This is a genomic window from Cupriavidus sp. D384 (assembly GCF_001652915.1).
GTDB lineage: Bacteria > Pseudomonadota > Gammaproteobacteria > Burkholderiales > Burkholderiaceae > Cupriavidus.
On sequence record NZ_BBQI01000009.1, the window covers coordinates 1 to 22871 of the forward strand.

A 22871-nucleotide genomic window follows, 5' to 3' on the forward strand; every position below is an offset into this window, starting at 1 on the left:
CTGCCCTCTCCCCCAGCCCCTCTCCCGCTTGCGGGAGAGGGGAGCCACCCACCCGCATTTGCCCTGCCCTCTGGCGATATAATCGCCGTTTCCGATTTTCCGCCCTGCCCCTGACATGACCTCCCAACTTGCCAAGAAAGGCGAAGCCTGGTCCGCCCGCTTCTCCGAACCGATGTCCGACCTGGTGAAGCGTTACACCGCGTCGGTCTTCTTCGACAAGCGCCTGGCGCTGTTCGACATCCAGGGCTCGCTGGCGCATGCGGCCATGCTGGCGAAGCAGGGCATCATCGCCGACGCCGACCGCGCCGAGATCGAGCGCGGCATGACGCAGATCCGGGGCGAGATCGAATCCGGCGCGTTCGAGTGGAAGCTTGACCTGGAGGACGTCCACCTCAATATCGAAGCGCGCCTGACCGCGCTGGTCGGCGATGCCGGCAAGCGCCTGCACACGGGCCGCTCGCGTAATGACCAGGTGGCGACCGACATCCGCCTGTGGCTGCGCAGCGAGATCGACAACATCATCGGCCTGCTGGGCGACCTGCGCGGTGCGCTGCTGGACCTGGCCGAAAAGAACGCCGACACCATCCTGCCGGGCTTCACCCACCTGCAGGTTGCCCAGCCGGTCACGTTCGGCCACCACCTGATGGCCTATGTGGAGATGTTCACGCGCGACGCCGAGCGCATGGCCGACTGCCGCCGCCGCGTGAACCGCCTGCCGCTGGGCGCCGCTGCGCTGGCCGGCACCAGCTACCCGATCGACCGCGAATTCGTGGCCCAGCAACTGGGCTTCGACGGCGTGTGCCGCAATTCGCTGGACGCCGTGTCCGACCGCGACTTCGCCATCGAATTCCTGGCCGCCGCTTCGCTGGTGATGACCCATATCTCGCGATTCAGCGAGGAACTGGTGATCTGGATGAGCCCGCGCGTCGGCTTTATCGACATCGCCGACCGCTTCTGCACCGGCAGCTCGATCATGCCGCAGAAGAAGAATCCCGACGTGCCCGAACTGGCGCGTGGCAAGACCGGCCGCGTGTACGGCCACCTGAACGGCCTGCTGGTGCTGATGAAGGGCCAGCCGCTGGCCTACAACAAGGACAACCAGGAAGACAAGGAACCGCTGTTCGACACGGTGGACACCGTGGTGGACACGCTGCGCATCTTCGCCGACATGGTGCCGGGCATCAGCGTCAAGCCCGACAACATGCGCGCCGCCGCGCTGCAGGGCTACGCCACCGCCACCGACCTGGCCGACTACCTGGTCAAGCGTGGCCTGCCGTTCCGCGATGCCCACGAGGCAGTGGCCCACGCCGTGCGCGCCTGCGACGACCGCCGCTGCGACCTGGCCGACCTGACGGTCGAGGAACTGCGCCAGGTGTCCGGCCTGGGCGACAAGGCTTCGCTGATCGGCGATGACGTGCATGCCGTGCTGACGCTGGAAGGCTCGGTCGCATCGCGCAACCATATTGGTGGCACCGCGCCGGACCAGGTCCGCGCCGCCATCGCCGCCGCACGCAAGGCGCTGTGACCGTGTAAGTTTCACGTAAGCCTGCGTCGTAAAAAAGCCGCCGCAGCCTTCGGGCTCCGGCGGCTTTTTCTTTGGTTTTTCGTTTGTTTTCCGGGGCTTGGCGCCGAATTGCCACGTCGGTAGGACAATCCCCTAGCGCTCACATAATTTGTTACAGATACACTAATCGGCGCATAAAACCGGGGGGAGACAACCCATGAATTACTTGCTTGGTCTGTCACGACAGATCGACAGGTTGAATCAGCACACGGGCAGGCTTGCAAACATCATGATCCTGCTGTCGTGTCTGATCAGCGCAGGGAACGCCCTGCTTCGTTACGGCTTCAACCTTAGCGACAACTGGCCGCTGGAACTGCAGTGGTACATGTTTGCGGTTTCCGTGATGTTCGGCGCGTCGTACACGTTCCAGCGCAACGAGCACGTGCGCGTGGACCTGATCTACGGCAACGTGTCCGAGCGCGCGCAGCACTGGATCGACATCTTCGGCATCGTGGTATTCCTGCTGCCGTCGACGATCCTGTTCACGTGGCTGTCGTGGGAATCGCTGTTCCTGCCTTCGTGGCGCATTCTCGAGCAGTCGGGCAACTCGGGCGGCCTGCCCCGTTATCCGATCAAGCTCGTGGTGCCCATCGGCTTTGCCCTGCTCACGCTGCAGGGGATTTCCGAACTGATCAAGCGCTTTGCCGCCCTGAAGGGCCTGGTGCGCATCGAATCAAAATACGAAAGGCCGGTGCAATAATGATTCCATTGGAATATATGCCGCCGCTGATGTTCGGCGGCCTGGTGGTATTCATGCTGATCGGGTTCCCGGTCGCATTCTCGCTCTCGGCGGTGGGCCTGGCCTTCGGCTTCCTGGCCATCGAATGGGGCTACTTCCCGCTGCAGTTCCTGCAGGCCGTGCCCAGCCGGATATTCGGCAGCGTGCTGGCCAACGAACTGCTGCTGGCGATCCCGTTCTTCACGTTCATGGGCGCGATCCTGGAAAAATGCGGGCTCGCGGAGGACATGCTCGACTCGATGGGCCAGCTGTTCGGCCCGGTGCGGGGCGGCCTGGGCTACTCGGTGATCATCGTCGGCTTTATCCTGGGGGCGATCACCGGCACGGTGGCCGCGCAGGTGATCGCCATGGCGATGATCTCGCTGCCCGTGATGATGCGCTACCGCTACAACATGAAGTACGCCACGGGCGTGCTGGCCGCATCGGGCACGATCACGCAGCTGGTGCCGCCGTCGCTGGTGCTGGTGGTACTGGCCGACCAGCTCAAGACGCCGATGGGCAGCGCCGACGTGGGCAGCATGTACCTGGGCGCGTGGGGCCCTTCGGTCGTGCAGATCGCACTGTTCGCGCTCTACACCTTCGTCCTGACCCGCATCAAGCCCGACTGGCTGCCGCCTGTGCCGCCCGAAGCCCGCACGCTGCGCGGCTGGGCGCTGTGGGCCAAGTGCCTGCGCGGCATCATCCCCTGCGCGGTGCTGATCTTCCTGGTGCTGGGCACGATCATGCTGGGCATCGCCACCCCGACCGAATCGGGTGCGATGGGCGCCGTCGGCGCGCTGGTGCTGGCCGTGATCCGCGACAAGGGCTTCAACCGGATCGACCGCAATGTCTACCGTATCGGCATCGGCGCCACGCTGGTGGCGGCGGCCGTCGGCGTGTTCGCGTTCGGTTCGCATGCGTTCCGGATTCCGCTGGCCGTAGCCTACCTGGTGGTGCTCTGGCTGCTGATCCGCGCCGGACAGCTGACCGAACTGCGCCTGCTGATTGTCGAGGCGTACCAGTCCACCGCCCGGATCACGGCGATGGTGGTGTTCATCCTGATCGGTTCCACCTGCTTCTCGGTTGTGTTCCAGGGCGTGGATGGCGGCGCGTGGGTCGAACACCTGTTCACCTCGTTGCCAGGCGGCTGGATCGGCTTCCTGATCGTGGTCAACCTGTTCATCTTCTTCCTGGCTTTCTTCCTGGACTTCTTCGAGATCGCGTTCATCGTGGTGCCGATGCTTGCCCCGGTGGCGGTCAAGGTCCTGGCGCCCGTGGTGGCCGATTCGATGGGCGGCAACCCCGAGGCGGCTGCCACGGCCGCGCTGGTCTGGTTCGGCGTGATGCTGTGCGTGAACATGCAGACGTCGTTCATGCACCCGCCGTTCGGCTTCGCGCTGTTCTACCTGCGCGGCATCGCGCCGAAGGAAGTGAAGAGTTCGGACATCTACTGGGGCGCGCTGCCCTGGGTCGGCCTGCAGCTCATCATGGTGCTGCTGGTGATGTTCTGGCCGGGCATGGTGACCGGGCTGCTCGACAAGGGGTCGCTCAAGCATAGTAATTCCGCCGAAGTCAGCATTCCGCTAGGCGGGGAAGAGAGCAAACCGGGCGGAGGGGCATCGACGCCGGGTACGCTGGAACTGCCGGGCAGCAGCACCGACAGCGAGCCGGCGGCGCCGCAGTTCCAGTTCGAGAAGAGCAAGTAGGAGCAAACCGGCAGACCTTGATGTTCCCCCTGGTGTTGTCCCCTCGCCCGCTTGCGGGAGAGGGGCGGGGGAGAGGGCAAAGCCTCTCCCAACAGACCACGCCCAAACAAAAACCCCCGGCCTCGCGGCACGGGGGTTTTTCATTGAGGAAGCGCGAAACCCTTACTGCTTCACGCAGTCCACGAAGTACGCAGTCTGGCCGTCGATCTCGTCTTCCACCAGGCCGTGGATATCGGTCTCGAAGCCCGGGAACAGCTTGTTGAACTCGCGCGCGAACTTCAGGTACTGCACGATGGTGCGGTTGAAGCGTTCGCCCGGGATCAGCAGCGGAATGCCCGGCGGATACGGCGTCAGCAGGATGGCAGTCACGCGGCCTTCCAGCTCGTCCACGGGCACGCGCTCGATCTCGCGGTGCGCCATCATCGCCCAGGCATCCGACGGCTTCATCGCCGGTTCCATGTCCGACAGGTACATCTCGGTGGTCACGCGGGCCACGTCGTTGGCCTTGTACACGCTGTGGATGGCATCGCACAGGTCGCGCAGGCCCATCCGCTCGTACTGCGGATACTTGCCCACGAACTCGGGCAGCACACGCCACAGCGGCTGGTTCTGGTCGTAGTCGTCCTTGAACTGCTGCAACTCGGTCACCAGCGAGTTCCAGCGGCCCTTGGTAATGCCGATCGTGAACATGATGAAGAACGAGTACAGGCCCGTCTTCTCGATGATGATGCCGTGCTCGGCCAGGTACTTGGTGACGATGGCCGCCGGGATGCCGCGTTCGCTGAACTCGCCGTCCACGTCCAGGCCCGGGGTGATGATCGTGGCCTTGATCGGGTCCAGCAGGTTGAAGCCATCGGCCAGGTCGCCGAAGCCGTGCCAGCGCTCGTTGGCCTGGAGCATCCATTCGTCGCGGTCGGGCACGCCTTCCTCGGCCAGCGTATCCGGGCCCCAGACCTTGAACCACCAGTCGCCATTGTTCACGACGTCGTAGTCGGCCTCGACCTTGCGCACGGCGCGGCGGAAATCCAGCGCCTCGGCAATGCTTTCCTCGACCAGCGCGGTGCCGCCCGGCGCTTCCATCATGGCCGCGGCGACGTCGCACGAGGCAATGATCGAGTACTGCGGGCTCGTCGAGGTATGCATCAGGTAGGCCTCGTTGAAGCGGTAGCGGTCAAGCTTGCGCGTCTCGGAATCCTGCACCAGGATCTGCGATGCCTGCGACAGGCCGGCCAGCAGCTTGTGCGTGGACTGCGTGGCAAATACCAGCGCGTCCTTGCTGCGCGGACGGTCGCGGCCGATCGCGTGCATGTCGCGATAGAAGTCGTGGAACGCAGCGTGCGGCAGCCAGGCTTCGTCGAAATGCAGCGTGTCGATTTCCGACGTCAGCATTTCCTTGATCTGCTCGGCGTTGTACAGCACGCCGTCGTACGTGCCCTGGGTGATCGTCAGGATGCGCGGCTTCTGGTTCTTGGCCTTGCTGGCGAACGGATGGTTCTCGATCTTCTTGCGGATGGTCTCCGGATCGAACTCGCTCTTCGGAATCGGGCCGATGATGCCGTAGTGGTTGCGCGTCGGCATCAGGAACACCGGGATCGCGCCGGTCATCATGATCGCATGCAGGATCGACTTGTGGCAGTTGCGGTCCACCACCACGATGTCGCCCGGGGCCACGTTGGCGTGCCATACCATCTTGTTCGACGTCGACGTGCCGTTGGTCACGAAGAACATGTGGTCCGAGTTGAAGATGCGCGCGGCATTGCGCTCCGATGCCGCCACCGGGCCGGTGTGGTCCAGCAGCTGGCCCAGCTCTTCCACGGCATTGCAGACATCGGCGCGCAGCATGTTCTCGCCAAAGAACTGGTGGAATACCTGGCCCACCGGGCTCTTCAGGAACGCCACGCCGCCCGAATGGCCCGGGCAGTGCCACGAGTACGAGCTGTCCTGCGCGTAGTCGATCAGCGCCTTGAAAAACGGCGGGGCCAGCGTGTCCAGGTAGACCTTGGCTTCGCGGATGATGTGGCGCGCCACGAATTCGGGGGTGTCCTCGAACATGTGGATGAAGCCGTGCAGCTCGCGCAGGATATCGTTCGGAATGTGACGCGAAGTGCGCGTTTCGCCGTACAGGAAAATCGGCAGGTCCGTATTGCGGCGACGCACCTCGTTCACGAACGCGCGCAGCTTCTCGATGGCGGCGGCTTCGGGCTGGTCGTCGGCGCGCACGAACTCGTCGTCGTCGATCGACACGATGAACGTGGACGCCCGGCTGGCCTGCTGGGCGAACGATGTCAGGTCGCCATAGCTGGTCAGACCCATCACTTCCATGCCCTCGCGCTCGATGGCCTCGGCCAGTGCGCGAATGCCCGAGCCGGAAATGTTCTCGGAACGGAAGTCTTCATCGATGATGATGACGGGGAAGCGGAATTTCATCGGGCAATCCTTGATGAGGGTGCTTGTAAAGACTTGAGCCACATGGCCGGCGGGAGGTTCCCGCAGCGGCGACATGTGGCTCGTTCGTCAGGTCTGGCCCGCGGGCGGTTGTGCCCGGCGGCGCCACCGGCGCGATTCACACGCCGGAATTGTGAGGCAGGAAAATGACAGGCCGTCAGGTCTTCGGCAGCGTGACACCGTGCTGGCCCTGGTACTTGCCGCCGCGGTCCGCATACGAGGTCTCGCAGACCTCGTCCGATTCGAAGAACAGCACCTGCGCGCAGCCCTCGCCGGCGTAGATCTTGGCGGGCAGCGGCGTGGTGTTCGAGAACTCCAGCGTCACATAGCCTTCCCACTCGGGCTCGAACGGCGTCACGTTGACGATGATGCCGCAGCGCGCGTACGTGCTCTTGCCCAGGCAGATGGTCAGCACGCTGCGCGGAATCCGGAAGTACTCCATCGTGCGGGCCAGCGCGAACGAGTTCGGCGGGATGATGCAAACGTCACCCTTGAAGTCCACGAACGACTTCTCGTCGAAGTTCTTTGGATCGACGATCGTGCTGTTGATGTTCGTGAAGATCTTGAATTCGTCGGCGCACCGGATGTCGTAGCCGTAGCTCGACGTGCCATAGGAAACGATCTTGCGCCCGTCCGATTCCCGCACCTGGCCGGGCTCGAACGGTTCGATCATGCCGTGCTGTTCCGCCATGCGGCGGATCCACTTGTCGGATTTGATGCTCATATAGACGTGGCAGGATGGTCGGACGGCTGGCCGGCCATACCCGGCGCCGCTGGAATGGGGCGCATTGTACAACCATTCGCGGCACGCACCCGGCGCAGGCGGTCAAGGCCGGGCGCCCTTCTCCCGCCGGACGGGAAAAGGGCCGCCGGAAGCGGCCGCGCGGCCGGTCAGGTCGCGCGCCACGTACCAGCCAGGTGCCGCCAATCAGGTCGCCGCGATCACGCCGCAAGCGATGCGGCCACCCGAATTGCCCGTGGGCTGTGTGCGATAGTCGTCCGGGTCCTTGTGGACGACCACCGCGCGGCCTACCACGCTGTTCGGGCCTGCTCCCACGGTCACGTCGCTCATCACGAACTGCGCACGCGCGTTGCCGGCGGAGTCGGCCGTCAGGTTGTTCATGTCGCCGGCATGATGGTCAGGCATCGACATCTGGCCATGCGGCTTGGTGCCCGGGTTGAAGTGGCCTCCCGCGCTCATGGCGTCCGGCGCCGAGCAATCTCCCTTTTCGTGGATATGGAAGCCATGCGTGGTGCCTGGCGGCAGGCCCGTCACCGCCACCACCACCATCACGCCGCCGCCCGGCTGCTGCTCGAACGTGACGCGCCCGCCCGTATTGGTGCCGCTCTTGGGCGCCAGCGGGGCGGCGGCCCGGGTGGCACCCGGGGCGGCCATGGCGGCGCTGGCCGTGGGCGCCGCCGAAGGGCTCTTGTCCGTCTGCGCGCATCCGGCTGCCAGCACCGCGGCAGCCCCTACCGTCAATCCGAAAAGTACACGTTTCATGCCGTTCCTCCTCTTCTTGCTTGTATGCGCGATGCCCGCGCGTGAACGTCGACTGCCGTGTGGATTGTAGGACAGGCGCCCGGCACCACAATGTCGGACAGCCTCCCATTTTTGGCTGTCCGGCAGGCGCTCAGGTGTTCTGGACGACGATGCTCGGGAATTTGTTGCTCATGTCGCGCGCCTTGTCGGCAACCTTGATGGCCACCTTGCGCGCCACTTCGCGGTAGATCTCGGCGATCGGGCCATCGGGTTCGGCTACCACGGTAGGACGGCCCGAATCGGCCTGTTCGCGGATCGACAGGTTCAGCGGCAGGCTGCCCAGCACGTCCACGCTGTATTCGCTGCTCATTTTCTGGGCACCGCCGGCGCCGAAGATATGTTCGGTATGGCCGCAGTTCGGGCAGCAGTAGACCGCCATGTTCTCGACGATACCGAGGATCGGGATGCCGACCTTCTCGAACATCTTGAGACCCTTGCGGGCGTCCAGCAGCGCGATGTCCTGGGGCGTGGTCACGATCACGGCACCGGTGACCGGCACCTTTTGCGACAGCGTCAGCTGGATATCGCCGGTGCCCGGCGGCATGTCGACGATCAGGTAGTCCAGGTCGCTCCAGTTGGTCTGGCGCAGCAGCTGCTCCAGCGCGGAGGTCACCATCGGGCCGCGCCAGACCATCGGATTGTCCTGTTCGATCAGGAACCCGATGGAATTGGCCTGCAGGCCGTGGCCCTGCAGCGGCATCATGGTCTGGCCGTCGGTGGATTCGGGGCGGCCGCTGATGCCCAGCATCATCGGCAGGCTCGGGCCATAGATATCGGCATCCAGCATGCCCACGCGCGCGCCCTCGGCGGCCAGGGCCAGGGCCAGGTTCACGGCCGTCGTGGACTTGCCCACGCCGCCCTTGCCCGATGCCACGGCGATCACGTTGCGCACGCCGGGCAGCAGCTTCACGCCGCGCTGCACCGCGTGGGCGACGATCTTCATCGACACCGCCACGCTGACATTGGCCGCGGCATCGAGCTTGCGCACGGCATCGGTCACAAGGTTGCGGATCAGGTCGAACTGGCTCTTGCCCGGATAGCCAAGCTCCACCTCCACGGACACGTTGCTGCCGTCGACCCGCACGTTGCGCGCCGACCGCGTGGAGACAAGGTCCTTGCCCGTGTTGGGATCGATGACCGTACGCAGGACTTCGGTTACCTGTTCAATGGTGAGGCTCAAGACAGACTCCGCTCTTGGAATGAAATAGTGGGGGATGCGAGGCGCGTAATGTAGCAAAAGAACGCCATCCGGCAGGGGCCACGGTAGCAGGTCCGCGCAGACCGTGGCACGCCTTCTGATTTAACCCTTGGTTAAGTGTGGATTTACAGACATTTACATCTCTCACACTCCTGGGCTTGTGCGGCTGGCGCCATCTGCCTATTGTAGTGCGCCGGCCTACCGGCGCTCCGGCCATGTGCGTCAGCGCGTGGAAGACCCTGAGCGTTTTTCATACGCATGTTGAAACTTGTCGCGCCCCGGCCGCCCTCTGGCGGCAGGCGTTACCATGCGACATGGCGTTGGCCAAACATTTACGGGTATCACCAGAAGGAGAAAGCATGAACCTCAAGCTCGTTACCGTCTCGATCGTCGCCGCTGCGGCCCTGGCAGGATGCGCCACCGAACAGCAGACCCATACCGCGGTCGGCACCGGCGTAGGCGCGGCCGTGGGGGCGGGGCTGGGCAACCTGATCGGCGGCAACACCACGGGCACGCTGGTCGGCGCTGCCGTGGGCGGCGCGCTGGGCGGCGCTACCGGCTACAACTGGAATGCCATCCGCGGCAAGCTGAACAAGGACACCGCCGGCACCGGCACGCAGATCACTGAGCAGCCGGACGGCTCGCTGAAGGTCAATATCCCGAGCCAGGTGACGTTCGATACCGACAGCGCCACGATCAAGCCGTCGTTCCGCAACGTGCTGGACCAGGTCTCGCAGACACTGGGCCAGCACCAGGATGTGGCCGCCAACGTCGTGGGCCATACCGACAGCACCGGCAACCCGAGCTACAACATGCAGCTGTCGCAACGCCGCGCCCAGAGCGTGGCCGCCTACCTGGGTGACCACGGCGTGGCGCGCAACCGCCTGACGGCCGAAGGACGGGGCCAGACCCAGCCCGTGGCGGACAACGCCACCGAGGCCGGACGGGCACAAAATCGTCGCGTCGAAATTTTCTTGAAACCAATTTCGGGGTGACCAGTCATAGAGTTCAGGTACCGCTTGCCACCGTTGCTGGCTCGCGATGGGTGGCTGACCTCCCGGGCGGTACCTGATTTCTCCTCCTTTTCCGTTGTGGAAAGCTGCGCCGGTACCTAACCGGCGCTTTTTTTTGCCCGTTTGACTCCCGATGCGGGCATTTGACGTGCCATTTCAGCGAGATTGGGCGCCGATTGTGCCGCGTTCGACGCCAATCCGAGCAATCTGCGCGGGCAGTTGCTAAAATAGCCGGTTCCTTCGTCCGGCAGCCGCCGGGCGCGCACCGACACCCACTGAACGGCTCTTTTCATGACCGCACGCCGCATTCTCGTTACCTCTGCCCTGCCGTACGCCAACGGCCAGATCCATATCGGCCATCTGGTGGAGTACATCCAGACCGACATCTGGGTGCGCTTCCAGCGCATGATGGGCAACGAGGTCTACTACGTCGGCGCCGACGACACCCATGGCACCCCGGTCATGCTGCGTGCGGAAAAGGAAGGCATCACGCCCAAGCAGCTGATCGACCGCGTCTGGACCGAGCACAAGCGCGATTTCGACAGCTTCCTGGTGTCGTTCGACAATTACTACAGCACCGACGCCGAGGAAAACCGCGAACTCTGCGAGAAGATCTACCTGTCGCTGAAGGGCCAGGACCTGATTGCCGAGCGCGATGTCGAGCAGTTCTTCGACCCGGTCAAGAACATGTTCCTGCCGGATCGCTTCATCAAGGGCGAGTGCCCGAAGTGCGGCGCCAAGGACCAGTACGGCGATTCGTGTGAAGTATGCGGCACCACCTACGTGCCGACCGACCTGAAGAACCCGTACTCGGTGGTGTCGGGCGCCACGCCGGTGCGCAAGTCGTCGACGCATTTCTTCTTCAAGCTGTCCGATCCGCGCTGCGAGACGTTCCTGCGCGAATGGGTGGCCGACCTGGCCCAGCCCGAAGCCAGCAACAAGATGCAGGAATGGCTGGGCGCCGAAGGCGAGGCCTCGACGCTGTCCGACTGGGATATCTCGCGCGACGCGCCCTACTTCGGCTTCGAGATCCCGGGCGCGCCGGGCAAGTACTTCTATGTGTGGCTGGACGCCCCGATCGGCTATTACGCCAGCTTCAAGAACCTGGCAGCGAAGCGCGGCATCGACTTCGACGCCTGGGTTGGCCCGCATTCGACCGCCGAGCAGTACCACTTCATCGGCAAGGACATCCTGTACTTCCACACGCTGTTCTGGCCCGCGATGCTCAAGTTCTCGGGCTATCGCACCCCGACCAACGTGTTCGCGCACGGCTTCCTGACCGTGGACGGCGCCAAGATGAGCAAGTCGCGCGGGACGTTCATCACCGCGCAGAGCTACATCGACACCGGGATGAACCCGGAATGGCTGCGTTACTACTTCGCCGCCAAGCTCAACGCGAGCATGGAAGACCTGGACCTGAATCTGGACGACTTTGTCGCCCGCGTGAACAGCGACCTGATCGGCAAGTACGTGAACATTGCCAGCCGCGCTGCCGGCTTCCTGGTCAAGCGCTTCGACGGCAAGGTCAACGAGGCCGCGCTGGCCAACCCGCTGCTGGAGCAGCTGCGCCAGGCCGCGCCGCAGGTGGCCGCCTTCTACGAAGGCCGCGAGTACAGCAAGGCGCTGCGCCTGGTGATGGAGCTGACCGACGCCGTGAACGCGTTCGTCGACACCAACAAGCCGTGGGAACTGGCAAAGGACGAAAGCAAGCGCGATGCCCTGCACGCTGCGTGCTCGGTCTCGCTCGAGGCGTTCCGCCTGCTGACCGTCTACCTGAAGCCCGTGGTGCCGACCATGGCCGCCGGCGTGGAGTCGTTCCTGAACATCGAGCCGCTCGACTGGCGTGGCATCGACAAGCAGCTATCCGCCGACCGTCCGATCCAGGCGTACCAGCACCTGATGACGCGCGTGGACACCAAGCAGATTGACGCACTGCTGGCCGCCAACAAGGAATCGCTGCAGGCTTCGGGCGCCGCTCCCGCCGCCGATGCTGCCTCGTCGGCCTCGATCGAGCCGATCGGCGACACGATCACCATCGACGACTTCGCGAAGATCGACCTCCGCGTGGCCAAGATCGTCGAATGCCAGAAGGTGGAAGGTTCGAACAAGCTGCTGCAGCTGACGCTGGACCTGGGCGAAGGCAAGACGCGCAACGTGTTCTCGGGCATCCAGTCGGCCTACACGCCCGAGCAACTCGTGGGCAAGCTGACCGTGGTGGTCGCCAACCTGGCGCCGCGCAAGATGAAGTTCGGCATGTCCGAAGGCATGGTGCTGGCCGCGTCGGCCGCGGATGAGAAGGCCAATCCGGGCCTGTACATCCTGGAGCCGCACAGCGGCGCCGTACCGGGCATGCGCATTCGCTGATCTGGCGCTCTTCTGCTGTTGTTGCCCCCTCCCCCGCCCTGCGGGAGGGGCGCAAAATCCCTCAATACCTCAGCTGGTCATTCAGCCGCCCTGCCGCTTCGACGGATCGTCGCTGCGTGACGTGGTGGTTACCGTGCCGTCGTTGTTGAAATGCACGTTGAAGAAGGCCCGATCCGTCGGGCTTTCAAACCAGCGGTAGCCCCAGACTTCTTCCTGCTTGAGGCGGAACGCCTCCACCTTGGTCGGCTTGCCCAGCATCCGGCGGATCTGGTCCTTGTTCATGCCGGGTCGTACCTTTGCGAAATTCTCGGCCGTCAGCACCTGCTCGATCGCGCGCACGGTGCCATCGGCGTTGGTCGTCACCATCCAGGTCGTGGCGCCTTCGGGGCCGCGCGGGTATTCCAGGCGGCGGCCGCCGTCCGGTTCTTCCCAGACGATCTCGGGCTTGCCGGCCTGGCGCCGCACATCATCCTCGGTGGATTTGCCGATCTCGATGCCCTTGAACAGCTGGCTGTCGGGCTTGACGCTGTTCCAGGTGTCGGTGGCGACCGATTTCGCCTTCTTCATGGCTTCGTCGACCTTTTGCTGGTCGCATCCGAACAGGGCAAGCAGGCTGGCAATCAGTCCCATGGCGGCAAGGCGTCTGCGAGACGCGTGGTTGAAGGGTGGCATTGCAAGCCTCGCAAGGATTGGCTTCATCGTTTGATGGCTTCGACGGGATCGCCGACGGGTGCGCTGGCGCCTTCCACGGTGGCGTCGGCCGCGGCATTCCTGCGCCGGCCCGAATCGCCGGCAAACAGCGTATCCCAATTGTTGAACCGGCGGTTGAACAGCACCGAAAGGCCGTTGATCGATCCGCCCTTGGCAATCAGCGACCAGCGCCGCGAGAACGCCCAGGTCAGTTTCACCACGTTCGACGCCGACGTCAGGCTTTGCTCGTAGCCGACCGAAATCTGGTCGGACACCGCCTTGCCGATGCTCACCACCTGCTGGTCGTTCAGGCCGGCCGTGCTGGGGCCGATCGAGAATTCGTCGATACCGAAATGCGACACCACGCTCTTGCCGGCCTTGCCACCGATCATGCCCAGCGCCGCGCCACCAATCGCGCCGCCACTAAGCTGGCGCTGCTGGCTGGACCCGGCACTTTCGGCGCCGTAGCCAAACATCAGCCACGACAGCTTGTCCTCGTCCGGCACGTTCGGCTCCGACACCAGCCGCACGCGCGGCAGCCGCACCGTGCCCGTGACTTCCACGCCAGCCTCCACCTCCTGGTTGCGGCGCAGGGCGCGGATAAACATGTTCGGGTTGTCCACCGGGCCGTTGAAGTTGATCGTGCCCCGGTCGATGTCGAGCTTGCGGCCAAAGGCCTCGTAAGTGCCCTCCACCACGCGCACGGTGCCCGTTGCGCGCATCGGCGCCAGCGGTTCGCTCTTGATGCCAAGCTGGCCGGCCAGCAGGATATCGGCGCCAGCCCCGCGGAAGCGGAAGCTGTCGCCCAGGTCGATCGTCACGTCGATCAGCGGGCTGAAACGGCTGGCCGGCTTGGATTCGGGCACCACCGGCGTGGCGGCGGTCTTCAGTTCGCGCTCGTCCTTGCGGCGCACCACCACCACATCGTCGCCCAGCACCGGCGCGCTGGCCTTGGGCAGGTCGAACAGGCCACGATCCACGCGGAACTTGCCACGAATGGCGATCAGCTTGTTCTCGTTGGCGATGCCAGCCTCGCCGGACACGATCAGCGTACGCTCGGGGCTGGCAAACAGCTGCAGCTTGTCCGCGACGATGCGGCCGGTCAGGTTCGGATCGGTCTCGCCCAGCTTCACCGCGCCGGTGGCCGTCAGCGTGCCGTCGCCGCCACGGAACCGCACCTGCTTCAGTTCCACGGTGTTCTGGTCCAGCACCACGTGAACCTCGCCATCGGTCAGCCGGATGCCCAGGTCATAGAGCGTGATGCCGATGCCGCTGCCGTCGATGGCGCCCGTCAGCAGCGGGCTGCCCACCGTGCCGGCCAGCTGCAGGGCCGCCGCCAGCTTGCCTTCGAGCGCGTATTGCGGACCACTGAGCGCCTCCAGCGATTTCAGGCGCGGGATGTCGGCAGTGACCGTGCCGCCGAGCGTCGACCCCGGACCCACGGTCAGCAGGCCCTGTTCGCTGACCAGCCCCGCCGACGCATCGACGGCCACCTTGCCGATCCGTTGCGATGTGGAGCCGCCGCGCAGCGTCACGCGATTGCCGCTGAAGTCCGCCCGCAGCGCGGTCTCGCCCAGGCCCAGCGTGGTCCAGCCCCGTCCCGCATTGACCGACGCATCGCCGCTGCGCCGCCGGATTTCGGCAAACCCGCTGGCGGTCTCGGCAAGGTTCAGGTTCCAGCCGCCATCGAGCACCAGGTCCGAGCGCACCGGCTGCGATTCCCCGGTGAACGTCTCCATCAGCTTGATGATGTTGCCCACTTCCACGCCATTGAAATTGCCCTGCGTGCGGATACGGCCATGATCGAATTCGAAGCCTTCGATGCTCATGGTCGCGCGGTCGAACTGCAGCCGCGTCTGGCCCAGCCGGATATGGCGATCCGCCACCATCAGCTGGGTGGGCGAGACGAGCCTGACGTTGGCCGTGCCCCGCTCGTCAAGCGTGCGGATCGTGCCGGTCCAGCCCTGGTCGCCGCGCCAGGCACCCTGCCCCGACAGCGACAGCTGCAGCGGGCGTTCATGCATCGTGCCGGCAGCCTTGGCGTCGAAGGTGTGGCTGGCCTGCGTGCCGCTCAGGTTGGCATCGAGGGTGCGGATCGTGGCCTGCGGCCCGTGGTAATCGCGCGCAGCCAGTTGCGCCGACAGCGTGCCGTCCAGCCCGCCACGCAGTTCCACATGGCCGTTGGCGCTGGCAACCTTGTGCGGCCCCACAACCAGAGATTGGGCGCTGTAGTCGCCCACCACCTCGGGCTTCTTCAGCGTGCCGGTGACCACGGCATCCAACTTGGCGTGGCCGCCGACGCCGAACTTCAGGCGATCCAGCTGCGGCGCGTCGATGTTGACCTTCAGGCTGTCTCCGCGAGCGCCAAAGCTGCCGTTCAGGTTCACCTGGTTGCCGGCCATCAGCAGTGACGCCTGGCTCGGCAGCAGCCGCTCGCCTTCCAGGCGCACCTTGCCGTTGCCGGTCATCGGCAATCCCGCATATTCGCTCTCGCCCAGCGCGAAATCGAGCGCCACGCGTAGCACTTTCGCCAGCGAGCCCTTGGTCGAGAACTCGGCGTTGATCCGCCCCGGCGCCACCTTGGCCAGCCGCGCCGGGTCGAAGTTGGCCAGCTTGCCCTTGAAGTCGAAGGCTTGCTGGTCCTTCAGCCCGAGCTTGCCGTCCGCGGTCAGCGTGCCGCTGCCCAGGCCCGCGCGCAGCGCTGTCAGCGTGACCGCGTCTTCATCGATCCGGGCGTCGGCGAACAGCTTGATCTCGCCGCCCGCCACGTCCAGCGCCACGCTCTGGCGGCCGGGCTCCAGGCGCAGGATCACCGGGCCGGACAGGTTCGTAGCCACCATGCCCGTATGCAGCGCGGCGGCGTCGAGATGCCGGACATCGAGATCGAACCCGCCACGCCCTTCGCGCAGCGTGCCCTGGCCGACGATCGCGGCCCGGCCCGGCAGGGTAATCCGCACATCGCGCAGCGTCTGCGTCAGTTCGCTCAGTTCGACGCGCGCCTGTACGGCATGCACGGGCAGGCGTTCCTTGTCGATCGGGCCGGGCTCCAGGTTGCGGAGGGTGACTTCGCCCGCCACGGCCAGCGGGTTCTTCGTGGGGGCGGCCGGCGTGGGCACGGGCGCCGACGCCGACGCGGCCGATGCGGCGGCCACTGCGCTGGCGGTCGATTCGCCGGGCTTGGGCTTTGCAACCTCTGGCGGAGGCGGCACCGATTCCACCGGGCGCAGCTCCGCATGGACGGTCAGGTTGGCCTGTGGCGCGGTCGGGCTGAACAGGCGCGGATTGATGCGTTCGCCATCGACAACCAGGTGCGTGAACGGCACCTTGCCGAACGGCGTCACGTCGGCATTGCCGCGCGCCCGGATGCGGTCGCCATTGGCTTCCAGCTCGGCCCGCAGTTCTGCCAGCGATCCGTTGGCGGTGGCGGACACCGCATAGGCCTCTTCCTTCCACCGGCCCTCCAGCAGCGCTTCGGCCGACAACGGGAACGGCGTCTTGCCGCCGATCTGCGCATTGGCCTGCAGCTTGCCGTACGGCGTGACAAGCTTGTCCACGACCACGCGATGGCGCTGGCCGTCGCTGTGCAGCGCGCCCGAGAGGTCCGACAGCACCAGCGGGCTCGACGTGGCCGCCGGCCCCTGCAGCAGCGACAGTTCGCTGACGGTCAGCGTATCCACGTCGACGGCCAGCGGCAGCTCCAGCGACTGCGGCATCTTCGCAGGCTCGGTGCTCGGTGCGGAAGCGGGCAGGCGTGCGTCGATCTTGCCCAGCTTGAGCCATGCCACATGCAGCCGCGCGGGCGACCACGATATTTCCCACTTCGTATCGATCCGGTCGATGGCGACGCGCGTATCGCCGCTGGCGAACACCACATCGTGCAGCCGCAGCCCGCTGGTCACGGTGCCGCCATCGAACTGGCCGGCGAGCATCCCCGCGGACAGCCGCGTGGCGATGTTCCAGAGATGGCGCGTGCCGGTCTCGGTGCGCAGCGCCGTCACGGCGGTGGCGACCAGCGCGATCACCACTACCAGCAGGATGCCCGCCAGCCAGGCCAGCACCTTCCAGATCCGGCGGCGCGGACGGCGGGGCTGGCGGGGCTTGTCGCGATCCTCGCGCGGCACGGGCGGCATGTCCGGCATGCTCATCAGAACGCCACCCCCAGCGAGATATGCGGGCGGAACTGCTTCTGCTGGATGCCGTAGCCGACGTCAAGTTGCACCGGCCCCACCGGGCTGCGCCAGCGCGCGCCCACGCCCACGCCGTGGTAGATCGTGATGCCGTTCAGGTTATTGGTGGCGGTACCCATGTCCCAGAACACCGCCGCGCCCCATTCGGGCTTGAACCAGTACTGGTACTCCAGGCTGCCCGTGCCCAGGTAACGCGCGGGCAGCACGCTCTGGCCGGACGGCGTGCCGATCGACTGGTAGCTGTAGCCACGGATCGAATCGGTACCGCCCGCGCGGAAGCGCAGCGTGGCCGGAATCAGCGACGGATCGTTCGACGTCATGTCGGCGCCCAGCTCCAGCCGCGCCACAAACAGGTCGCGGTTGCCCACCGGCACGTACTGGCGGATCCGGCCGTACACGCGCAGGAACGTGGCGTCGCTGAGCAGGCCCTTGGCCGCCACGCCGATCTGGGTGTTGATCACGTTGCCCCGGCGCGGGAACACGGGGTTGTCCACGTCGCGGCGCGTCCACGCGAAAGCCGGCACCAGCGCCTTCGAATATTGCGACGCCTCGCCGTATGGCGTCAGCACGTCGTAGTAGAAGTCCAGCGACACCGTGGTGTCGTACTTTTCGCGCGAACGCGAGCGCTTCAGGCCCGCGCGCCAGCTCTTCGTGTCGGTGCTCTCGACGTCGATCAGGCGTTCGTAGCTGGTATAGACACTGTTACGGTAGGTGTGCGGATCTGGCGGCATCGCCATTTCCACAAACCCGTACTGGCGCTTCTGTTCGATCCGGGCCTGCGTGTCGAGCACCCAGGCGCGGTTGAACAGGTTGTAGTACGAATAGCGGCCTTCCACCTGCGCGCCGGTATCGGTGGTGAAGCCGACGCCGGAACTGAGCCGGTGCGTGGGATATTCGCGTACCTTCACCTTGACCGGCGCCGTTACGGTCTGCTGCTGCGCCGCGGCCTCGGCCGACGTGGCGGCGGGCGGCTCCTGCAATTCCACCTGCACGTTCGAGAAATACGGCTGGTTCTGGATGGCGCGCTGGAACTCCAGCAGCCGTTCCACGCGGTAGGGCTCGCCCTCGCTCAGCGGATTCACGTTGCGGATGATCTGGGCCGGGTAGCGGCGCGTGCCCTCGATCTCAAGGGGCCCGAGCACATAGGCCGGGCCGCTTTCGTATTTGGCGCGCAGGTCGGCCGCCTGTTCGTCGGGTTCGATGCGCGCCTGCGACGACGCCAGCCGCGCGCCGTAGTAGCTCTTGCTCTGCAGCTGCACCAGCGCGTCTTCCTTGGCCTTGTCCCAGTCGGCCTGCCGGAATGGATTGCCCACGGGCAGGCCCCACTTCTTGCGCATCTGCTCCACCTGCTCGGGCGATTGAGTGGCGGCCGGGCCACTTACATCGACATCCACGCGCCTGATCACGGTGCGGGCGCCAGGGTCCACGCTGATATGGACCACGCGATGGTCGCCTTCGCCTTCCACGGTGGCCTTGGTGACCGGGTCGAACCAGCCTTCAGTGGAAGCGAACTGGCGCACCTGGTCGCCCACGGTCTCCACCATGTACTGGAACTGGTCGTCGGAAATATCGGTGCGCGTGGTGTAGCGCGACAGGTCGAGATGCTCTTCGAGAATGTCCTTGAGCCCCTTGGGCGCGTCGATCTCGACCTTGTACTGGGCCTTGGCGGCATGGGCGGGCAGCCAGGGGGCCACCAGCAGCATCAGGGCGACGGCCAGCGCTGCGGCATGGGGGGCGACGCGGGTGGCTGCCATGCGCGAAAACCGGCGGGCACCGCCGCGGGTGCCTGGCGCCTTGGCTGGGGCGGGCTGTGCGGCCAAGCGGCCCAAAGCAGTCGTCATCCGTCCTTGTGGCTCCCGAATCAAGTCGCTATTTGACCACACCACTGGGGCCGCAAGGCCATCCCGACGCCAAAATTCAGGTTTCCGGCACCCGCGCCGGCAGCGGGGCTTGCCGATACGGTAAAATCTTGCCCCGTCACCCCCAACGCCGCCCAGAGGGCACAGGTTTCATCATGGCCATGTACGAATCGGATATCACCCAGTTCCTGAAGACGCTCAAGCAGGAGCGCCCGTCGCTGGAAGCGGAGCAGCGCGAAGGCCGCGGCCTGCTGTGGGACAAGACCCCGATCGACCTTGAAGAACGCGCCCGTGCCAACGCCTCGCGCGTGGCCCAGAAGCCGTACGTCTACTCGTCCGACAACTGATCGGCCGGCCGTTCCGACGACCATCCCGATGCATCCGAGCGATCCGCTGGACCCCGGCGCGCAGGAAAAACTGACGCTGCCCGTCGAGCTGCCCAGCGTGGCGCAGCCTGTCGGCGCCAGCGCCAATCCGGCCGATATGGTCGACGGGATGGCGTTCGCCCGCCTGTATGGCGAGCCCCTGTTCAAGCTGCCGCAGGACCTGTACATCCCGCCCGATGCGCTGGAAGTCTTCCTGGAGGCCTTCGAAGGCCCGCTTGACCTGCTGCTGTACCTGATCCGCAAGCAGAACTTCAACGTCCTGGACATTCCGATGGCCCAGGTGACGCGTCAGTATCTTTCGTACGTCGACCAGATCCGCCAGACCAACCTGGAACTGGCGGCCGAGTACCTGCTGATGGCGGCGATGCTTATCGAGATCAAGTCGCGCATGTTGCTGCCGGTCAAGAAGGCCGACAGCGACGAAGAGGCCGAGGATCCGCGTGCCGAACTGGTGCGCCGCCTGCTGGAATACGAGCAGATGAAACTGGCCGCCCAGCGCCTGGACACCGTGCCGCAGCTGGGCCGCGACTTCCTGCGTTCGCAGGTCTATATCGAACAGAGCCTGGTGCAGCGTTTTCCCGATGTGGAAACGGTGGACCTGCAGTCCGCCTGGGCCGACGTGCTCAAGCGCGCCAAGCTGAACCAGCACCACAAGATCTCGCGCGAGGAACTGTCCGTGCGCGAGCATATGAGCCAGATCCTGCGCCGCCTGCAGCACGCCCGCTTCATGGAATTCAGCGAGCTGTTCGAGGACGCGATCCGCTCCGGCAAGGGCGTGCCGGTGGTGGTGGTGAACTTCATCGCCATGCTCGAGCTGTCGCGCGAGGCACTGGTCGAGATCACCCAGGCAGAGCCATTCGCACCGATTTATGTGCGATTGGCGTACACGCCGGCCTGATCCTTCCACCCGGCGGAACAATTCCCCGCGGGCGCCGGGCCCGAACCGGCGCAGATGCTCTACAATCCGCCGACAGTCGGCCAAAGCATACCCAGAGAGCCGGCACGCCAGCTGCTACGCAGCGGCACGCTCCAACCACGACGGCACACCACATTCATGAAAGTCATTCCTTCCATCCAGGAGTTGCGGGACCAGTTGCGCGGTCAGAACCGCGTGGCGTTCGTCCCCACCATGGGCAACCTGCATGAAGGCCACCTGTCGCTGATGCGCCTGGCGCGCCAGCATGGCGACCCCGTGGTGGCGTCGATCTTCGTCAACCGCCTGCAGTTCGGCCCGAACGAGGATTTCGACAAGTACCCCCGCACGCTGCAGGATGACGTGGAAAAGCTGCAGAGCGAAGGCGTTTACGTGCTGTTCGCGCCGACCGAGTCGGACATGTACCCGGTGCCGCAGGAATACCGCGTGGAGCCGCCGCACGACCTGGGCGACATCCTCGAAGGCGAGTTCCGCCCGGGCTTCTTCAAGGGCGTGTGCACGGTGGTGATGAAGCTGTTCTGCTGCGTGCAGCCGCGCGTGGCCGTGTTCGGCAAGAAGGACTACCAGCAGCTGATGATCGTACGGCGCATGGCGCAGCAGTTCGCGCTGCCCGTGGACATCATCCCGGCCGAAACCGTGCGGGACGAAGACGGCCTGGCGCTGTCGTCGCGCAACCGTTACCTGGGCGAAGCCGAGCGCAAGGAAGCGCCGGTCCTGTACAAGACGCTGCACGAGGTGCGCGACACCGTGCTGGGCAACGGCAACGTCGATCTGCTGGCCGTGGAGGCCGACGCACTGGGCCGGCTGCAGGCACGCGGGTGGAATCCCGACTATGTGTCGATCCGCAAGCGCAGCAACCTGCAGGCCCCGACGCGCGAGGAATTCGCCGCCGGCGAGCCGCTGGTGGTACTGACTGCGGCCAAGCTCGGCAATACGCGCCTGATCGACAACCTGGAAATCTGAAGATTCTCCGAGTGCTTGCGCCCCTCTCCCACATGCAGTAGAGGGGAGCAAACCCCCGCCTCACATGCCTAAGCCCGCTTCAGCCGGGCTTTTTCCCGCTCCAGATGGCGCTTGTGGCCGCTGCGGCGTTTCCACCAGATCAGCACGCCAGTCACGGCAAATGCCAGCGGCATCAGGCCGAACGCGGTAATGAACGCGCGTCCGTAGGTACCGAACGCCTCGCCCGTATGCAGCGGGAACAGCCACAGGATAAAGGCGTCGCCGGACTGGGCATCGCGCGGATCCCGCGCGCCCAGCGGGCGGCCGGTGTAGGCGTCGAGCCACAGCCGCGTGGCGCCGCTGTCTGCCTGCAGTTCGCCCTCCTGACGCAACCGCACCTCGTAGGCATCGCCCGGCTTGCGCGGCAGGCTGATGCGCGTGACCTGCGCTCCCGGGAACTGCTGCTGCGCGGCCGTCATGGCCTGGGCCGGCGTGATCGCGTGGGCGCCGGCCGGCGGCGTATCGGACTGGTGCTTCACCTGCGGGCTCACGGTCATGACCGTGCTGATGATCGGTGTCACCCATTTCGGCAGGTTCAGATACCAGCCCGAAAACGCGATGGTGGCCAGCACTGGCGCCACAAAGATGCCGCCCGCGCGATGGAAGGTGTAGAAAAAGCGCGACCACGAGCCGCCATGCGTGATCCGCACCGACTGCTTCAGCGCCCGCACCTTCATCTTGGGCCACCACAGCACCACGCCGAGCAGCACCGTGAGGAACAGCACCATCCCGGTCACGCCGATGATGGTCTTGCCCGTGTCGCCGGACAGCAGGTAGCGATGCAGGTGGAATAGCGTCGGCATGATCTGCTGGCGCGACACCCCCGGCACGCCAAACAGGCGCTCGCCCTTCACGGCCAGCGTGATCGGGTCGATCATGACCTGCCGCGAGCGCCCGGGCATCGCCTCCGGCCCCTTGATCGGGTAGTAGGCGATGAACACGTCGTGCTCGTCGATCGGCAGCATCAGCAGGTTGGGCTTGCCGTACTTCGGATCTGCCATCAGCTTGGCCGTGACCGATTCCACGGTAGCCGCGCCCACCGGGATGCGCGTGGCCGACACCCCCTGCAACAAGTCTGGATTGAGCCACTTGTCGATGTCGTCGCGCCACGAGATCAATGTGCCGGTCAGGCTCATCATGATGAACAGCAGGCCGAAAACCAGCCCGATATAAAGGTGCAGCTTGACGAGGACGGTACGCAGACGACCGGAGACCATTGGAGTCTTTTTTATGAAATTGCGGCGCTCGATTCACATTTTGTG

Annotated in this window: 16 protein-coding genes; 8 read left to right on the forward strand and 8 right to left on the reverse strand. The window is 65.3% G+C overall.

From position 1 onward, the window contains the following. Positions 1-115 precede the first annotated feature (115 nt). From argH to A9J21_RS03370, 3 genes are all read left to right on the forward strand, one after another. On the forward strand, positions 116-1525 hold the full coding sequence (argH, locus tag A9J21_RS03360; protein WP_066731895.1) for an argininosuccinate lyase: 1410 nt from the start codon (positions 116-118) through the stop codon (positions 1523-1525). 196 nt (positions 1526-1721) lie between these two features. Next, entirely contained in the window at positions 1722-2264 is a 543-nt protein-coding gene (locus tag A9J21_RS03365; protein WP_066731900.1) for a TRAP transporter small permease subunit, read from the forward strand. Beyond that, a complete protein-coding gene (locus A9J21_RS03370; RefSeq protein ID WP_066731902.1) occupies positions 2264-3988 on the forward strand; it encodes a TRAP transporter large permease subunit in 1725 nt (574 codons plus the stop codon). The genes A9J21_RS03365 and A9J21_RS03370 overlap by 1 nt, the downstream gene beginning before the upstream one ends. A 162-nt stretch (positions 3989-4150) precedes the next feature. Here A9J21_RS03370 and A9J21_RS03375 read toward each other — a convergent pair whose 3' ends face one another. The 4 genes from A9J21_RS03375 to apbC form a co-directional block, all read right to left on the reverse strand. After that, positions 4151-6415, reverse strand: coding sequence for an arginine/lysine/ornithine decarboxylase (locus A9J21_RS03375; protein ID WP_066731904.1), 2265 nt, complete (start codon positions 6413-6415; stop codon positions 4151-4153). 175 nt (positions 6416-6590) lie between these two features. After that, positions 6591-7157, reverse strand: coding sequence for a dCTP deaminase (dcd, locus tag A9J21_RS03380; RefSeq protein ID WP_066731905.1), 567 nt, complete (start codon positions 7155-7157; stop codon positions 6591-6593). Positions 7158-7361: 204 nt separating this feature from the next. Next, positions 7362-7937, reverse strand: a complete 576-nt coding sequence (locus tag A9J21_RS03385) for a superoxide dismutase family protein (RefSeq protein ID WP_066731906.1) — start codon at positions 7935-7937, stop codon at positions 7362-7364. Between the two features lie 130 nt (positions 7938-8067). Then, positions 8068-9156 (reverse strand): iron-sulfur cluster carrier protein ApbC, encoded by a 1089-nt coding sequence (apbC, locus tag A9J21_RS03390; RefSeq protein ID WP_066731909.1) that lies wholly within the window; start codon positions 9154-9156, stop codon positions 8068-8070. A gap of 377 nt (positions 9157-9533) precedes the next feature. Between apbC and A9J21_RS03395 the strand changes: the two genes are divergently transcribed. Both A9J21_RS03395 and metG read left to right on the forward strand, forming a co-directional pair. Further along, on the forward strand, positions 9534-10169 hold the full coding sequence (locus A9J21_RS03395; protein WP_066731911.1) for an OmpA family protein: 636 nt from the start codon (positions 9534-9536) through the stop codon (positions 10167-10169). A gap of 309 nt (positions 10170-10478) precedes the next feature. Continuing rightward, positions 10479-12551, forward strand: coding sequence for a methionine--tRNA ligase (gene metG, locus A9J21_RS03400; protein ID WP_066731914.1), 2073 nt, complete (start codon positions 10479-10481; stop codon positions 12549-12551). Positions 12552-12632: 81 nt separating this feature from the next. Here the strand turns inward: metG and bamE are convergent, their stop codons facing one another. The 3 genes from bamE to A9J21_RS03415 all read right to left on the reverse strand — a co-directional run bounded on the left by bamE (position 12633) and on the right by A9J21_RS03415 (position 19182). Beyond that, the gene (gene bamE, locus A9J21_RS03405; RefSeq protein WP_066731916.1) at positions 12633-13181 is read right to left on the reverse strand and encodes an outer membrane protein assembly factor BamE; all 549 of its coding nucleotides are present in this window, start codon (positions 13179-13181) and stop codon (positions 12633-12635) included. 65 nt (positions 13182-13246) lie between these two features. After that, complete coding sequence (locus A9J21_RS03410) at positions 13247-17386, reverse strand: translocation/assembly module TamB domain-containing protein (protein WP_066731918.1); 4140 nt, start codon at positions 17384-17386, stop codon at positions 13247-13249. Beyond that, the gene (locus tag A9J21_RS03415; protein WP_066731920.1) at positions 17386-19182 is read right to left on the reverse strand and encodes an autotransporter assembly complex family protein; all 1797 of its coding nucleotides are present in this window, start codon (positions 19180-19182) and stop codon (positions 17386-17388) included. The genes A9J21_RS03410 and A9J21_RS03415 overlap by 1 nt, the downstream gene beginning before the upstream one ends. A gap of 260 nt (positions 19183-19442) precedes the next feature. Between A9J21_RS03415 and A9J21_RS03420 the strand changes: the two genes are divergently transcribed. The 3 genes from A9J21_RS03420 (at position 19443) to panC (ending at position 21570) form a co-directional block, all read left to right on the forward strand. Then, positions 19443-19634: a DUF3460 family protein gene (locus tag A9J21_RS03420; protein ID WP_066731922.1), complete on the forward strand. Its 192-nt coding sequence runs from the start codon at positions 19443-19445 to the stop codon at positions 19632-19634. Positions 19635-19662: 28 nt separating this feature from the next. Further along, positions 19663-20571 (forward strand): ScpA family protein, encoded by a 909-nt coding sequence (locus A9J21_RS03425; RefSeq protein ID WP_066731933.1) that lies wholly within the window; start codon positions 19663-19665, stop codon positions 20569-20571. A gap of 156 nt (positions 20572-20727) precedes the next feature. Next, positions 20728-21570, forward strand: coding sequence for a pantoate--beta-alanine ligase (gene panC / locus A9J21_RS03430; protein WP_066731944.1), 843 nt, complete (start codon positions 20728-20730; stop codon positions 21568-21570). 68 nt (positions 21571-21638) lie between these two features. On the opposite strand, the gene A9J21_RS03435 is transcribed toward panC, so the two are convergent. Continuing rightward, complete coding sequence (locus tag A9J21_RS03435; protein ID WP_066731946.1) at positions 21639-22826, reverse strand: PepSY domain-containing protein; 1188 nt, start codon at positions 22824-22826, stop codon at positions 21639-21641. Between the last annotated feature and the right edge of the window lie 45 nt (positions 22827-22871).

Coding starts and splice junctions, on each gene's coding strand:
- A9J21_RS03425 (WP_066731933.1), top strand. CDS start 19,663: ATGCATCCGAGCGATCCGCTGGACCCCGGCGCGCAGGAAAAACTGACG.
- argH (WP_066731895.1), top strand. CDS start 116: ATGACCTCCCAACTTGCCAAGAAAGGCGAAGCCTGGTCCGCCCGCTTC.
- A9J21_RS03370 (WP_066731902.1), top strand. CDS start 2,264: ATGATTCCATTGGAATATATGCCGCCGCTGATGTTCGGCGGCCTGGTG.
- A9J21_RS03410 (WP_066731918.1), bottom strand. CDS start 17,386: ATGAGCATGCCGGACATGCCGCCCGTGCCGCGCGAGGATCGCGACAAG.
- dcd (WP_066731905.1), bottom strand. CDS start 7,157: ATGAGCATCAAATCCGACAAGTGGATCCGCCGCATGGCGGAACAGCAC.
- A9J21_RS03415 (WP_066731920.1), bottom strand. CDS start 19,182: ATGGCAGCCACCCGCGTCGCCCCCCATGCCGCAGCGCTGGCCGTCGCC.
- panC (WP_066731944.1), top strand. CDS start 20,728: ATGAAAGTCATTCCTTCCATCCAGGAGTTGCGGGACCAGTTGCGCGGT.
- A9J21_RS03385 (WP_066731906.1), bottom strand. CDS start 7,937: ATGAAACGTGTACTTTTCGGATTGACGGTAGGGGCTGCCGCGGTGCTG.
- A9J21_RS03375 (WP_066731904.1), bottom strand. CDS start 6,415: ATGAAATTCCGCTTCCCCGTCATCATCATCGATGAAGACTTCCGTTCC.
- A9J21_RS03420 (WP_066731922.1), top strand. CDS start 19,443: ATGGCCATGTACGAATCGGATATCACCCAGTTCCTGAAGACGCTCAAG.
- A9J21_RS03395 (WP_066731911.1), top strand. CDS start 9,534: ATGAACCTCAAGCTCGTTACCGTCTCGATCGTCGCCGCTGCGGCCCTG.
- A9J21_RS03435 (WP_066731946.1), bottom strand. CDS start 22,826: ATGGTCTCCGGTCGTCTGCGTACCGTCCTCGTCAAGCTGCACCTTTAT.
- A9J21_RS03365 (WP_066731900.1), top strand. CDS start 1,722: ATGAATTACTTGCTTGGTCTGTCACGACAGATCGACAGGTTGAATCAG.
- metG (WP_066731914.1), top strand. CDS start 10,479: ATGACCGCACGCCGCATTCTCGTTACCTCTGCCCTGCCGTACGCCAAC.
- bamE (WP_066731916.1), bottom strand. CDS start 13,181: ATGGGACTGATTGCCAGCCTGCTTGCCCTGTTCGGATGCGACCAGCAA.